Consider the following 15,408-nt stretch of genomic DNA (forward strand, 5'->3'; position numbering starts at 1 on the left):
TATTATGGTTAAGATGATTAGTTGTATTCAATAACGCGTTTAAATGGAGGCAAAGAATCGAGCAGTGCTTTTCCATAGCGTCGATTGATAATACGACGATCTAAAATGACCACTCTACCAGAGTCGAGTTCTTTTCGCAGCAAACGACCCACTGATTGAATCAGTTTTTTACTGGCTTCAGGTACTGAAATTTGTAAAAAAGGATTACCACCACGGCTTTCTATATATTCAGCGTGTGCTTCTTCGACGGGAGAAGTCGGCACGGCAAACGGAATTTTGGTAATAATCAAATTCTTTAGTAAATCACCTGGTAAATCAAGCCCTTCAGAAAAACTACCGGTACCAAATAAAATGCTTGGCAGACCGTTTTTACAATTTTCTTTATGTTTTTTTAGGGTTTCATTGCGTGATTCTTCACCTTGAACTAATAATTGCCATTTGTTTTTCTTGGCGAGTGGGCGCAGTGCATCAGCGACTTTATTCATCTGCCAATAAGAGGAAAAGAGCACTAAACTTGCTGTTTCTCCTTCAAGGTATTCGGGTAAGACTTCAATCAGCAAATCGGTAAATTGTTCAGCTTGAGGCTCAAGTTTTAATGCCGGAATGACTAAACGGGCATTATTTTGATAATCAAACGGTGATGCTAATGCGAGAAAGCGGGTACCTTCTGTTTCTGATATTCCAGCTTGGCGGCAGAAGAAGGTGAATTGATTTAATGCGCGTAATGTTGCTGAGACTAAAATCGCACCAGCTGCACGACTCCATAGTAATTGATCGAGTCGATAACCAACCTCTAATGGCGACACTTCAATAATGTAATCATTTTCACGTTCAGGGCTTTTTTCTATCCATCGCGCGAGTGGTGCCCCTTTTTTATGGTTTGGTTGTGCCATAAGTGACCAAACTTTTTCTAAGTTTTCAAGGCGTTGTAAATAAAAACCAGTTTCAGTAAGTGCTTGCTCACCTAAGCGAGGAATAATGATGTTTTCTTTAGTACGCTCTGCGATAAGATCTTGGATTTTACCTAATGATTGTAGCGCTTTCTTACTGGCTTCTTTACAACCTTTAGCTTCTTCTTCGAGCCATTGTGGTAATTCACCATGCTCAAAGCGATAGACGCCATCTTTGTTAAATTTGCTTGCGTCAATATTATTAGCAATTTGGTTTAAGGTCGGTACCAAGTGTTGAATACTGTCCTGAATCGCGTTCTGAAATCGATTGGCTTTTTGGTAATCAGCTAATTCAGCAAATTTAGATACAATTTGATTGAGCTTTTCAAGCCAAGTTGCCGCCCCTTTTAAACTTGCAGCTGCTGAGGAGAAATCACGCGCAACTTGTGGTAAATGGTGTGCTTCATCAATCACATAAATAGTTTGTTCAGGTTCCGGTAGAATAACACCGCCGCCTAACTCAATATCAGCCATTAGTAATGCATGGTTGGCAACAATCACATCTGCTTTATCGAGGTGCTCACGTGCTTTAGCAAATGGACAGCTACGATGTTTTGGCATTCCTGCATGACAACTGTGTTTATCTGCCATTATTTGTTGCCATACTTTATCAGGGATCGTTGTTGGCCAACTATCTCGATCACCATCCCATTTATTTTGCTCGGTCGCTTTTAGCATGCGCTTGAGTAAGTCGAGATCTGATTTTTTCGGCTTTTCTTCCCACATCCCCAGTTGTAATTCACTATCTGTTGAACAACTAGCTTCTAATTTATGGTTACAACAATAACGTTGACGACCTTTAGCGAGAATAAAACTAAATTCACGGGGAAAAATCTGGTTAAACAGGGGTAAGTCTTTGGTGATTAATTGTTCTTGCAGAGCAACTGTCGCGGTTGAGATCAATAGTTTTTTATTGTTGAACAACGCAAATGGAATTCCACCAATTAAATAAGCTAGCGATTTACCGATACCCGTCCCTGCTTCAGCCACCAGAATGCGATTTTTTTTGTGGTATTCACCCGCAAGTGTTTTAGCAATTTCTGCGACTAAATAATTTTGTGCGCGACGAGGAATAAAGTTATCGAGTTGATGGCCAAGGTTGGTGTAACACTGTTTGATATCGCTTTTTATGGTGTTGTGCAGCATGGTTGAAACTTCATTAGGACCGGGAAATGCATTATAGCATGAAGCGCTAAATGTGAGCGGTAACAAAATTTAAGCTATTTATGTTTTAAAGTGAGGGGTTGCTCACGATTTTTTATTTCAGTTACATTTGCTTTGTCGTTGCAATCTGTATGCAAAATAAAATTCCATAAATGAAACTGTTTGCTAGTTTTTTGTTCTGAGGTTTGTTATTTATTGAGTTTATTAGTTATGCAAAACACATTTATTTACAGCTATTACAGTAATGTTAATTGCATTTTTTTACTTATTTTATTGTGATTAATATCGACCTATTATTTCTTAAGTTATTGTTTTTGTGATGTGTTTTATGTTTTTTTATATTTAATTTAGATTATTTGACAGAAATATTGAACTTCTGTCAGGATGTGAGCCATAAAGTACTCCCCCAGAATATTTCACTGTATTGTTTTTAAAACAGTACATATATCAGGGGAATATAAAGGACAGGGAATCTCAGGATTGAGATTTACAACAATAAGAAAGGCAGTGGACATATCATGAAAAAAACTCTATTAGCTCTAGCAGTTCTAACTGCAGCTGGTTCTGCAAATGCTGGCATCAATCTTTATGACGCAAACGGCGTTAAAGTTGATTTGTCTGGTGCTGTTGAAGTGCAACTTTACGATAACTTTGAGAAGCACGGTGACTCAACTATCCGTCTAGATGATGGTGATTTAGCACTTAACGCAACAGTTGCTGTGTCTGAGAACCTAAACGTTGTTTCTGGTACTGCATTCAAATACGAAAGCCGTGAGCTACAGAACTACGAGCTATGGGCTGGTTTTTCTGGTGACTTCGGTACACTAACATTTGGTCGTCAACTTCTAATTACTGATGATTCAGGTATCGGTAAAGATTACGAGCTAGGCGCTGGTCAAATTGATTGGTCACAAACTGAAGGCGACCGTGTTGCTAAGTACGTTTACGATAACGGTACTTTCTACACTGGCGTTTCTCATGAAATGGATAATAACAACAGCACAACAATTACTGATGGTCGTGTTGGTTTCCGTACTGGCGGTTTAGATATCCGTGCATACGGTTATGACGGTAAGCGTATTGGTCTTAAAGGTCTAGTTGAAAACGGTCAAGATGCTAACGGTCAGCCAATCATTATTCCTGGTAAAGCTGGCGAAGATATCCGTGGCTACAACCTTGAAGCACAATATGCAATGGGTGCAATCAACCTAGCTGCATCTTTTGGTCAAATTGAGTACAAAGCTGCTGATACTAAAGTAACAGAGAAGAAGATTGATCTGTACGAAATCAACGGTTCATACACTATCGACAAAACAACAATGGCACTTGGCTATGTTCGTGGCGAAGATAAAATTGCTCACGGTAACGTAATCAACAACGTATACGCAAACGTAACACAGCAGCTGCATAGCAATGTACGTGCATATGTTGAAGTTGGTTATGCTGACGATAAGAAAGATTCTTTAGAAGATTTCGGTTACGTTGCTGGTCTAGAAGTTAAATTCTAATTAAGCCATAACGTATTGATTGATAAAGCCGCCTTCTTGGGCGGCTTTTTGCTAGGTTCATTTTTGCCGATAATCATTGCTATCACGCTAATGTATAGTGGTAGTGATAACAATGATCAGCCAATAAAATGTAGATATATTAAGGATCAATAATGAAAAAAAAATTATGGCTATTAGTGGCGCTGTTTTCAGCGACGACCCAAGCGGCAACCTTATCTGTAGCGGATAAGATTGAGTTATTAGCTATTGATGGTAAAGAAGTGCAAAGCCAAGGTTGGTCGACGGTCGATAGTGTTGAATTATCGGAAGGTAAACACCAAGTAGTGGTGCGTTTTGATGGTGAAGTTAAGCGTGGATCAAAATCAACGATTTATACAACTCGTCCTTATTTATTTGAGATTGATTTAGCGAAAACTGATGTTGAAATTACGTTGCCGCGTCTAACGACTGAATCACAAGCAAAAGCTTTTTTTGAACGAGGCGCTAAGTGGCAATTAGCTACCGAGGACGGTGCGGTACAACCATTAGTTGGTGTTGAACTACAAGGCGAAGGTTTTGCTGCTTACAGTGATATTGAAGCGCTCGTTGCTGCTTATAATAGTGATAATGGCATTGTTATTGAAAAAGGTAATGCGGTAGATTTACAACAGGTTGCCGTTAGTGTTGATAATAAAACGGGTAAAGTTGAAATTACGGGTGATGCTTTAACACAGCTAAAAATGTGGTACACCAAGGCTTCAAATAATGATAAAAAAGCATTTAAAATCTGGATGGCAGAAAAAGACTTTAATTAAGCAATTAGAGAGATTAATCATTCACTACTGATGTAACCAAGTTGTAGCTTTAACGTAAAAGGCAACCGAGGTTGCCTTTTATTGGTTGATATTTAAAGTATAGCCTTTAGCGATATTTAATCATGGTGATAACGACTATGCTCACGACATGCTTTACATCGAGGTTGAGCGGGATCTTGTTCAAGATCACTGTATTCAATCTCTTCTTCGCAGTCGGCACATAAACCATACATACCTAATTTAAATGAGCATACAGCAGCATCCACTTGTTCTAATCGTATTGCCATATCAAAAAGATTAGGAATAAAAGACGATTTAGCCATTACGATGAGATCATTAAGATCTGTATCATTAACTGCTGTAGTATTGTTATTTAAGTGATTGATTAACATTTCATTTTTTAATTTTTCTGCTAGGGATAGATATTCGGTCTCTAGCGGATACTGAAAATTTTTATAATTCATATCTGTAATAGCCATAGTGATGATATTCAATAGGAAAGCCAGCGAGATAATATGATTAGCTGTGCTTTGATTGAGTGTTGTTATACTGCGGCTAAATAAAAATCTAATGCAGTACCTCTAAGTGTTATTAGTCTAATCGAGATTTAGTATTCTGTTGTGATTTGAATCAATTCTTTAAACGAATTTAATAAATATTGGTTAATTTTTGCTGTGATATAGTAGTCATCAATGAATGGTGATAGATGTTAACAATTAAAGTTAATTGTTGTTACAATACGCGAGTTGCGCAATAGAAAAGGTATATAAGTTGTTAAATATATTGATTGAGGTGACAAACCTTGAATGAAGAAGTTGCGGTGAAAAGTCGAATGATACGCTATGTTTTAGTGGTTATTGGCTGGATTGCTGTTGCCTTGGGAGTGATGGGGATTTTTTTACCTTTATTACCAACAACGCCCTTTTTATTACTTGCCAGCGCATGCTTTATGAGAGGATCTCCTAAGCTAAATCAATGGCTGCATCAACATCCACAACTTGGGCCTATTTTAGTTAATTGGCATCAACATGGTGCAGTTACATCCGTTGTAAAGCGACGAGGGATGATAATGATTGTGCTAAGTTTTACCTTCTCAATTTTTATGGTGCCATTGTGGTGGCATAAAGCAATGTTGCTTACTGGTATGATGGTTTTATTATTCTGCTTTAATCGTTTGCCTGTGGTTGAACTCCGACCTGATTCTACGTCAGTTGCCGAACCAGACGAAAACCCATAAAATGCGTACTTATTACATAAAAATACAGCTGTTATTAACGGCTCTATTTTTATGCTTTCGTCTGCAATCTGCAGGCTCTAACTTAAGATTACTCTGTTTGCAGTAAGAGTAAGTACGGAAAGAATGATGAATCAAGAAACATTAAACCTAATTACTAACAGCATTAAATCAATTCAAGATTATCCTAAGCCTGGTATTCTTTTTCGTGATGTCACTAGCCTAATGGAAGTACCTGAAGCGTATCGTGCCACTATCGCTATTTTGGCTGAAAAATATCAAGATCAAGGTATCACTAAGATCATTGGTACTGAAGCGCGTGGTTTCTTGTTTGGTGCTCCGCTAGCATTAGCATTAGGGGTGGCATTTGTACCTGTTCGTAAGCCAGGTAAATTACCGCGTGAAGTGATCGCTGAAAGTTATGAGCTTGAGTATGGTAAAGATACATTAGAAATTCATAAAGATGCGATTGTTGCTGGTGATAAAGTATTACTGGTAGATGATTTACTGGCTACTGGTGGTACGATTGAAGCAACGACCAACTTAGTTCGCCGTTTAGGCGGTGATGTTCAGGATGCGGCATTTGTTATCAACTTACCGGATATTGGCGGTGAAGCGCGTCTACAAGGTCTGGGACTTAACGTTTATTCTATTTGTGATTTCCCTGGTCATTAATTAGTAATAACACCTTATTATCTTCTCAATTAAGGTGCTAGTTGGCTAATCATTGGGCGCTTACTCTAGCGCCCTCTCGCTCACTAACGGGCACTATGCTAGCATTGAGTTGAATTCAATGTTTTACATACCTCATTACTATTTCGTTTATTTTCTTTGTTTTATAATGATCAATATCGGTTACTATCATTATAGCTATGATAGCGAGAATAAAAGAAAGAGTGGTGAGTTTCGTTACACCAGATGCAGTCCAGATTGATTAAGGTTATTTATAAATGAGTTATCAGGTTCTGGCCCGAAAATGGCGTCCCTATCAGTTTGCAGATGTTGTTGGACAATCACATGTGTTAACTGCGTTAGGTAATGCCTTAGAACAAAATCGGCTTCACCATGCTTATCTTTTTAGTGGTACTCGTGGGGTAGGTAAAACGACTATTGCACGTATTTTTGCTAAAGGGCTAAATTGTGAGCAGGGCATCACGTCTACACCTTGTGGTAAATGTACAACTTGTCGTGAAATCGATGAAGGACGTTTTGTTGATCTGCTAGAAATTGATGCTGCGTCACGTACAAAAGTTGAAGATACGCGCGAATTATTAGATAACGTTCAATATAAGCCGGCACGTGGGCGCTTTAAAGTTTATCTTATCGATGAAGTACACATGCTTTCGCGTCACAGCTTTAATGCCTTGCTAAAAACATTAGAAGAACCGCCTGAATATGTAAAATTTATTTTGGCGACTACTGATCCTCAAAAACTGCCAGTAACAATTTTATCTCGTTGTTTACAATTTCATTTAAAGCACTTAGATCATCAGCAAATTCACGCTCAATTAGATAAAGTATTAACAGAAGAAAAAGTTGAGTATGAAACACGCGCTCTGGCGTTATTAGCTCGTGCTGCCGAAGGTAGTATGCGTGATGCATTAAGTTTGACTGATCAAGCGATTGCATTAGGTAATGGCCATGTCAGCGCTGAAACTGTTGCGGCAATGCTAGGTACGCTTGATACTGATCAAGCGCTATGTTTATTAGAAGCGGTTGCGACGGCTAATGCAAATACAGCAATGGCAAGTTTACAACAATTAGCGTCGATTGGTATTGAATGGGATAGTTTACTGCGTGAATTGTCAGCACAATTACACCGTGTTGCAATGTTTCAAGCATTACCCGCAAGCCTTGATGATAGCTTACCTGATGCCGAGCGAGTGAATTTACTTAGCCAACTGATGACACCACAAGATGTACAATTATGTTATCAGATTTGCTTACAAGGTCGCCAAGATCTGTCGTTTGCACCTGATGGCCGTACTGGTTTAGAAATGGTGCTATTAAGGATGCTTGCTTTCCGTCCTGTGAGTGGTGGCAGTATTACCCCACAGGCAATTGTAGTACCAAGTAGTCAACCGACATCGAACAATCAATCAACACCGTTAGCTGCGCCTATTAATGCACCTGCGAGTGGTGTTTCGCGAGTACAAGCGTTAAAAGCACAAATGCAAACGCCTTCAGTCGCTAATAATGTTCCGCCAACAGCAATGCCTGTTCCAGAACAGCAGCTGCCAGCACCGGTTGCTCCGATGTCAGCATCAGAGCCACAATCAATGGCGCCAGTGGCTTCGGTATCGAATCAGGCTATGGCTGATACAGCATCTGTTGCACCAACAATGCCAGTACCAACGCAACCACAGCCCGCCACTGCTCGACCATCGGCTGCATCAGGGTTATTAGCTGCTCGTAATCAGTTACGTAGCCAAACTAAACGTGGTCAAGAAGAGCAAACTGCAGCGGTATCGCCAAAAAAGGCTTTAACGGCGCCAGCTAAAAAAGTCGCAACCTCAGTGATGGATCGGATTGCAAATAAGCAAACGACTATGCCATCAATGAAAGCGAATGCGATGCCGGCGTCGACAGCTTCTGATCGGGTTGTAGAAGATGATGAGTATCGCTGGAAGCCAATGGCAAAGCCAGCAGCAGAGACTGTGCTTAAGCCTGAGTTGACACCGCGAGTATTGAAGCGCGCTTTAGAACATGAAAAAACGCCAGAGATGGCGAAATTACTTGTCAATGAAGCTGCAAATCAGGATAGTTGGTCACAGTTAGTCACCCAGCTTGATGTGCCAAAACTAATTCAGCAATTAGCATTGAATTCCGCTTTTGAACGTACAGATGATCATATTACATTGTACTTACGTTCAGCCCAGAAGCACCTGCAAGCAGAGCGAGCAACGATGCAATTGAATAGCGCCTTGAATGAGGTGCTACAAACACCAGTACAATTATCGATTGTTTTGGGTGAGCAGGGTCATACACCACTAGAATTACGCGAAAGTTTGTATCAACAGAAATTGCTACAAGCTCGAGAAAGCTTAGCGAACGATCCTAATGTTAATTTCATTTGTCAGCGTTTTGCTGCACAACTGGATGAAGAAAGTATTAGACCGGTTTAAAGATTTTTAACCAGACCAGATAGAGAGAGAAAAGATATGTTTGGTAAAGGCGGTATGGGCAACATGATGAAGCAAGCGCAGCAAATGCAAGAGCGCATGCAAAAGATGCAAGAAGAAGTCGCAAACATGGAAGTTACCGGTGAATCTGGTGCTGGCCTTGTTAAAGTGACTATCACTGGTAGCCATAGTGTACGTCGTGTTGAAATTGACGAAAGCCTAATGGAAGATGACAAAGACATGCTTGAAGATTTGATTGCTGCTGCATTTAATGATGCTGCGCGTCGTATCGAAGAAACACAAAAAGAGAAAATGGCAGGTGTTACCGGCGGTATGAATTTACCAGCTGGCTTTAAGCTGCCTTTCTAATCAATGCGAACCAGTCATTTACTGGAGCATTTGATGGAAGCCTTACGTTGTCTACCTGGGGTTGGTCCTAAGTCAGCACAGCGAATGGCTTTTAATTTGCTACAACGAAATCGTCAGGGTGGCTTACAGCTAGCTGATGCGTTAAATCAAGCCATGACAGAAATTGGTCATTGTCGAGACTGCCGTACGTTTACTGAAGACGATATTTGCGCGATTTGCGAAAACCCTCGTCGTAAAGAAAACGGTATTATTTGTGTGGTCGAAAGCCCTGCAGATATTGTAGCGGTAGAAGCGACGGGGCAATTTTCAGGACGTTATTTTGTTTTAATGGGCCATTTATCACCACTCGATGGTATTGGTCCAGCTGATATTGGGCTTGATACGCTAGAGTTTCGTTTGCAAAAAGAAGCAATTAATGAATTGATTTTAGCCACTAACCCAACAGTTGAGGGTGAGGCAACGGCTCATTATATTGCGGAACTTTGTCATGAATATGATGTGCCTGCGAGTCGAATTGCTCACGGTGTACCCGTTGGTGGTGAGTTAGAATTAGTTGATGGTACTACGCTATCTCATTCTCTTGCTGGACGGCAGCGATTATAACCATGGTTATTATTGCGATAAAAAAAACCGCGTTCTTTGAACGCGGTTTTTTATTATTTTTTATTTTGTAACTTGTTGTTTATTAAGTTTTTACTTTGTTGAAAATAAGACTTTTGAGCCATGAGTAAGGCTAGTCAGCAGTAAAGTATGTTCATTAATCACATCAATGCGGCGACTTTCTTGTGCATTCATTCTAAAGATATCTTTAATAATATTGAGTTGTTCGCTATCAAAGTCATGGTTTGAACCAGAAGTGATATCTTTAAATTCTAACGGCTCTGTCAGTAAATAGCCGCCACTAACATCCCAGCGACCTGATTCAGAAATATGAATCGTTAATGGTTGCGGTATATCACTATGTAGCTCAAGGATAGTGATTCGTGAATAGGTATGATTAGGTAAAAAGACCATATTACTGCTTTGTTTTACCTTACGTAGCTCTTGAAGAGAATCTTGTGGCAATGATTCTATCTGGCTAATAGTCGTACTTTGCCATTCACGTGACATCAGTAGCTGTTGTTGCTTGTAGTCTGTTGAGAAGTAGACCCACGAGCAAATCACCATCGAACTAATCAAAATTAGTAACGGCCAGTATTGACGTAGTAAACGTGTTACTGGGTTTGAAACGGTTAGCGACATAAGTTCGAGTTATCCTTATCACTAGTGAGTAAACGTACCGTTACGTTTTCTGCTGGCACCTTACTATTATGTAAGTAATTCAAATATAACTGGTTGTTTTGACCGCCAGTGACAATAATTTCAAATGGTTTTTGATTTGGACTATTGTGGTGTTGGATGTAATTACTGACACAGGTTTTTATCATGCTATGCCATTGTTTAATTTCAGGATTATTCTTTGGAGTATAAATTGTCACTCCATCAACATCAAATAAAGGACTAAATGCCGCAGATTTGGGCGGCATACTGATGTTAACAATAATTGGCAATATAAAAGCGATCATCAATGCGAGCCAACCTTTCCACGAGATCAGGGTTGATTTACTCTCTGTTTGTTCTTTAACTTGCTGATAATATGCCGCTGTCGAAAGGTTGAGATGCAAGTCGTTACGCGGTGTAGAGAGTATAGGTTCAAACTCTGGTGGCGTTGAAAGAATAGCTGGTTCATCGATAGTAGGTTCTAGCTGTGGTTTTTGACAGACATAGCCTTCTACGCTGGCGATCATTTGATAACCACGTTTAGGCACAGTTTTAACAAACTCAGGTGATTTTGTTGAGTCTTTTAATGCCTTGCGCAAGGTTGAAATTGCTTGCGTTAGACTTGAGTCATCGACTTCAAAACCTTGTTCGCGCCATACATAATCATGAATACGTTGGCGAGTAATAATTAGGCTAGGATCTTCAATGAGCAGACTTAACGCTCGACTTTCGTTACTTCCAAGTCGAGTTAATTCATTATTATCACATTTATCTATTAAGCTGTTATCATTTGGATCGAAAATAAAACGATTTCCAATCAAATACTTAGTTGCATTTGTTGTCATTGGTTTAGCCTTGCCAAGGGTTTTATATAAACAGTATTATTATATGTTTTCTCTGAATACTGTCTGAATCTAAAAATATAAAACCGTTACTCAAAAAATATAAAAATAAAAAACATGTTATTTTAGGTTGAAATCATACAGTTTGACCATATTTATCTTTAGATACTACCCATAAATTTTTTTGGAGTCGAAATGAGCGAGCAAACAGTTGATAATCAAAAGGAAACACGTGGTTTCCAATCAGAAGTAAAACAACTACTGCATCTAATGATTCATTCTCTTTACTCTAATAAAGAGATTTTTTTACGTGAATTGATTTCTAACGCATCAGATGCCGCTGATAAATTACGCTTTAAAGCATTATCAAAAACCGATTTATACGGTAACGATGCAGATTTATGTGTAAAGCTGTCTATTAACCCACAAGCCGGCACGTTAACCATTAGCGATAATGGTATTGGTATGACACGTGAACAAGCAATTGAACATTTAGGTACGATTGCTAAATCAGGCACTAAAGAATTCTTTGCACAGCTAAATGAAGATGAAACGAAAGACTCGCAACTGATTGGTCAGTTTGGTGTTGGTTTTTATTCGGCATTTATTGTAGCTGATAGTGTAACGGTGAATACACGTAGCGCTGATGTTGCAGCAGATGAAGGCGTGTGCTGGACATCAGCAGGTGAGGGCGATTACAGCATTGAGACCATCACTAAAGAAAATCGTGGTACTGATATTATTTTACATCTACGTGCCGATGAGCAAGAGTTCTTAGATGCGCATCGTTTACGTGAGATTGTTGGTAAGTATTCTGATCACATCGGTATTCCTGTCTTCATTCAAACAGAAGAAAAAGATGAAGAAGGCGCGGTTACTGGTACGAAATGGGATCAAATCAACAAAGCTCAAGCGCTATGGACGCGTAATAAGTCAGACATTAGCGACGAAGAGTATAAAGAGTTTTATAACCATGTTGCCCATGACTACGCTGAGCCATTAACATGGAGTCATAACCGTGTTGAAGGTAAGCAAGATTACACGAGCTTGTTATACATTCCATCTAAAGCGCCATGGGATTTAAATAACCGCGATGGTCAGCATGGACTTAAATTGTATGTACAACGTGTCTTCGTTATGGATGACGCACAACAGTTCATGCCAACATACTTACGTTTTGTTCGTGGCTTAATTGATTCTAATGATTTACCACTGAATGTTTCACGTGAAATTTTACAAGATAACAAAGTGACTCAAGCACTGCGTAAAGCATGTACTAAACGTGTATTACAAATGCTTGAGCGCATGGCTAAAAATGAGCCAGAACAATATCAATCATTCTGGAAAGAGTTTGGTCAGGTATTAAAAGAAGGCTTGGCTGAAGACTTTAGTAACCGTGACAAAATTGCAGCATTATTGCGTTTCTCTTCAACAGAAAATGATTCATTAGAGCAAACTGTATCTTTAGCTGATTATGTTGGCCGTATGAAAGATGGTCAGGATAAAATTTATTATCTAACTGCTGATAACTTTAATGCGGCTAAACACAGTCCTCACCTTGAGCAATTCCGTGCGAAAGGGTTAGAAGTCATTTTGATGTATGATCGTATTGATGAATACCTAATGGGGCACTTGCCTGAGTTTGAAGGTAAGAAATTCCAAGCGATCACTAAAGCAGATCTTGATCTGTCTTCATTTGATAATGCAGAAGAAAAAGAAAAGCAGAAAGAAACAGAAAAAGAATTCACCTCAGTGACTGAGCGCACTAAAGCATATCTTGGTGAGCGTGTTAAAGAAGTACGTCCAACGTTTAAGTTGCATGATACCCCTGCGGTAATGGTAACCGACGAGAACGAGATGGGGACTCAAATGGCTAAATTGCTTGCAGCAGCAGGCCATGAAGCGCCAGAAGTCCAATATATCTTTGAGTTAAACCCAGAGCACAGTCTCGTTAAGCAAATGGCTGATGAAGCTGATGAAGAAATTTTCGGTCGTTGGGTTGAACTACTGTTTGGTGAAGCGATGCTAGCTGAACGTGGCACGATGGATGATCCTTCACAGTTCTTAGCTGCCGTAAACAAATTGTTGGTTAAATAACCAATTAACCAATCAAAATCACAGACTATTCTGATAAATCATTCAATCGCGGCTTGGTCATAGTGCCAAGCTTGCGACTGAGCGCTAATCAGTGTATTTTCAAGTTTTTGCAAATTTCCACTCTATTTTAAAGGGGAACACAATGCGCATTATCCTTCTGGGCGCTCCAGGTGCAGGTAAAGGTACTCAAGCTCAATTCATCATGGAAAAATTTGGTATTCCTCAAATTTCTACTGGTGACATGTTACGTGCTGCAATCAAAGCTGGCACTGAACTAGGTAAGCAAGCAAAATCAGTGATCGATGCAGGTCAACTTGTATCTGACGATATCATCCTTGGTCTTGTTAAAGAGCGTATCACTGCAGAAGATTGTGCAAAAGGTTTCCTACTTGACGGTTTCCCTCGTACAATTCCTCAAGCTGATGGTCTTAAAGAAAATGGCGTTGTTGTTGACTACGTTATTGAATTTGATGTTGCTGATGATGTGATTGTTGAGCGTATGGCGGGTCGTCGTGCTCACCTTGCTTCTGGTCGTACTTACCACGCTGTTTACAATCCACCAAAGGTTGAAGGTAAAGATGACGTAACGGGTGAAGATCTTGTTATTCGTGAAGATGACAAAGAAGAAACAGTTCGTGCACGTCTAACGGTATACCATAACCAAACTGCACCTCTTATCGAGTATTATGGTAAAGAAGCTGCTGCTGGTAACACTAAGTACCTTAAGTTTGATGGTACTTTACCTGTTGCTGAAGTAAGTGCTCAACTTGAAAAAGCATTAGCATAAATAACGTTGTTAATTAGCTAATTATTCATCATAGCTAATGACGATGTAAATGAACGGGCTTACCGATTGGTAATGCTCGTTTTTTTTGGCTTTAATATTGGAACCGTATAAATAGCGTTGTTATATTGAGTGTTTTTAGTTACGAAAATGTATTCTCGTATGGCTGGAAATAATATAATGATCAGCAGCGAATGCAGATAAAAAGGGCAAATACCGATGACAATGAATAACAATTATGGGGTATTACTGGTTAACCTAGGTACACCTGATACTCCAACAACGGCTGGTGTAAAACAATTCTTAAAGGAATTTTTAAGTGATAAACGCGTGGTTGATATGACGCGCTGGTTATGGTGTCCTATTTTGAATGGAGTGATTTTACCTATTCGTTCACCTAAAGTGGCTAAACTTTATCAATCGGTATGGATGGATGATGGCTCACCATTAATGGTCTATTCGCGTCGTCAACAAGCAGTACTACAGCAAGCATTGCAAGTTCCAGTTGCATTAGGTATGACGTATGGCTCACCGAGTATTGAATCGGGATTAAATGAACTTAAACAGCAAGGCTGTAAACAAGTTATCGTTTTACCTTTATACCCGCAATATTCAGCCACAACGACAGCTGCTGTTTTTGATCGTATCGCTAAAGATTTAAAAACGATTCCAGAATTGCCAGAATTACGTTTTATTAATCATTATTATGATCACCCTGATTATATTTCGGCATTAGCTCAATCTGTTGAGACGTTATGGGCTGAAAAAGGTAAGCCGGATTATTTATTATGCTCGTACCACGGTATTCCTCAACGTTATGCTGATAATGGTGATCCGTATCCAGAACATTGTCATCAAACCACAGTATTATTAGCAAAATCTCTTGATATGCCACGTGAAAAAATGAGCATGAGTTACCAATCTATTTTTGGTCGTGAAGAATGGTTGAAGCCTTATACTGAAGCAACAATCAAATCACTTGCAGAAAAAGGTATTAAGCGATTGGATGTGATGTGTCCAGCTTTTTCAGTTGACTGTCTTGAGACATTAGAAGAAATTGCAGAGCAGTGTAAAGAGGTATTTATTGAAGCTGGTGGCAAAGAGTTTAATTTGATCCCATGCTTAAATGATAGCCCTGCTCATATTGTGATGATGGAGAGCTTGATTAAACAACATACACAAGGATGGTAATGTTGGTGTTGAAGGCGTAATTATTCCCTCACGATAACGTTTGCGTTATTATTTGTGGCTATTATTCGTAAAACCCATGATAGCTTTTGCTTT

The 15,408-nt window shown here is 39.4% G+C and carries 14 protein-coding genes; 10 read left to right on the forward strand and 4 right to left on the reverse strand.

Translation table 11 applies throughout. The features are described 5' to 3' along the window. Nucleotides 1–17: 17 nt before the first annotated feature. Nucleotides 18–2,096, reverse strand: a complete 2,079-nt coding sequence (gene dinG, locus C0W29_RS05240; protein ID WP_036795543.1) for an ATP-dependent DNA helicase DinG — start codon at nucleotides 2,094–2,096, stop codon at nucleotides 18–20. Between the two features lie 536 nt (nucleotides 2,097–2,632). Between dinG and C0W29_RS05245 the strand changes: the two genes are divergently transcribed. Together C0W29_RS05245 and C0W29_RS05250 are read left to right on the forward strand one after the other, a co-directional pair. Next, nucleotides 2,633–3,622, forward strand: coding sequence for a porin (locus C0W29_RS05245; protein WP_045041703.1), 990 nt, complete (start codon nucleotides 2,633–2,635; stop codon nucleotides 3,620–3,622). A 152-nt stretch (nucleotides 3,623–3,774) separates the two neighbouring features. Further along, nucleotides 3,775–4,416, forward strand: coding sequence for a YccT family protein (locus C0W29_RS05250; RefSeq protein WP_045044309.1), 642 nt, complete (start codon nucleotides 3,775–3,777; stop codon nucleotides 4,414–4,416). A 116-nt stretch (nucleotides 4,417–4,532) separates the two neighbouring features. Here C0W29_RS05250 and C0W29_RS05255 read toward each other — a convergent pair whose 3' ends face one another. Continuing rightward, nucleotides 4,533–4,880, reverse strand: coding sequence for a dksA-type zinc finger protein (locus tag C0W29_RS05255; protein ID WP_036796446.1), 348 nt, complete (start codon nucleotides 4,878–4,880; stop codon nucleotides 4,533–4,535). A 368-nt stretch (nucleotides 4,881–5,248) separates the two neighbouring features. Here C0W29_RS05255 and C0W29_RS05260 point away from each other — a divergent pair, with 368 nt between their 5' ends. The 5 genes from C0W29_RS05260 (at nucleotide 5,249) to recR (ending at nucleotide 9,744) form a co-directional block, all read left to right on the forward strand. After that, nucleotides 5,249–5,653, forward strand: coding sequence for a YbaN family protein (locus C0W29_RS05260; RefSeq protein ID WP_045041756.1), 405 nt, complete (start codon nucleotides 5,249–5,251; stop codon nucleotides 5,651–5,653). Between the two features lie 126 nt (nucleotides 5,654–5,779). Next, entirely contained in the window at nucleotides 5,780–6,325 is a 546-nt protein-coding gene (gene apt, locus C0W29_RS05265) for an adenine phosphoribosyltransferase (RefSeq protein WP_036795539.1), read from the forward strand. A gap of 275 nt (nucleotides 6,326–6,600) precedes the next feature. Beyond that, nucleotides 6,601–8,775 (forward strand): DNA polymerase III subunit gamma/tau, encoded by a 2,175-nt coding sequence (gene dnaX, locus C0W29_RS05270; RefSeq protein WP_045044310.1) that lies wholly within the window; start codon nucleotides 6,601–6,603, stop codon nucleotides 8,773–8,775. Between the two features lie 36 nt (nucleotides 8,776–8,811). After that, on the forward strand, nucleotides 8,812–9,141 hold the full coding sequence (locus C0W29_RS05275) for a YbaB/EbfC family nucleoid-associated protein (RefSeq protein ID WP_045041700.1): 330 nt from the start codon (nucleotides 8,812–8,814) through the stop codon (nucleotides 9,139–9,141). A 3-nt stretch (nucleotides 9,142–9,144) separates the two neighbouring features. Further along, nucleotides 9,145–9,744 carry a recombination mediator RecR gene (gene recR / locus C0W29_RS05280; RefSeq protein WP_036795534.1) on the forward strand — a complete coding sequence of 200 codons (600 nt, stop codon included), beginning with the start codon at nucleotides 9,145–9,147 and terminating at the stop codon, nucleotides 9,742–9,744. Nucleotides 9,745–9,834: 90 nt separating this feature from the next. Here recR and C0W29_RS05285 read toward each other — a convergent pair whose 3' ends face one another. After that, a complete protein-coding gene (locus C0W29_RS05285; RefSeq protein ID WP_036795532.1) occupies nucleotides 9,835–10,383 on the reverse strand; it encodes a regulatory protein ToxS in 549 nt (182 codons plus the stop codon). Next, nucleotides 10,374–11,246, reverse strand: coding sequence for a winged helix-turn-helix domain-containing protein (locus C0W29_RS05290; RefSeq protein ID WP_045041699.1), 873 nt, complete (start codon nucleotides 11,244–11,246; stop codon nucleotides 10,374–10,376). Before C0W29_RS05290 ends, C0W29_RS05285 begins: the two co-directional genes overlap by 10 nt. 192 nt (nucleotides 11,247–11,438) lie before the next feature. Between C0W29_RS05290 and htpG the strand changes: the two genes are divergently transcribed. The 3 genes from htpG (at nucleotide 11,439) to hemH (ending at nucleotide 15,315) form a co-directional block, all read left to right on the forward strand. Next, on the forward strand, nucleotides 11,439–13,340 hold the full coding sequence (gene htpG / locus C0W29_RS05295) for a molecular chaperone HtpG (protein WP_036795530.1): 1,902 nt from the start codon (nucleotides 11,439–11,441) through the stop codon (nucleotides 13,338–13,340). Nucleotides 13,341–13,482: 142 nt separating this feature from the next. After that, a complete protein-coding gene (gene adk, locus C0W29_RS05300; protein ID WP_036795529.1) occupies nucleotides 13,483–14,127 on the forward strand; it encodes an adenylate kinase in 645 nt (214 codons plus the stop codon). A gap of 216 nt (nucleotides 14,128–14,343) precedes the next feature. Next, nucleotides 14,344–15,315: a ferrochelatase gene (hemH, locus tag C0W29_RS05305; protein ID WP_045041697.1), complete on the forward strand. Its 972-nt coding sequence runs from the start codon at nucleotides 14,344–14,346 to the stop codon at nucleotides 15,313–15,315. Nucleotides 15,316–15,408 lie beyond the last annotated feature (93 nt).

The organism is Photobacterium kishitanii (assembly GCF_003026355.1).
Taxonomy (GTDB): domain Bacteria; phylum Pseudomonadota; class Gammaproteobacteria; order Enterobacterales; family Vibrionaceae; genus Photobacterium; species Photobacterium kishitanii.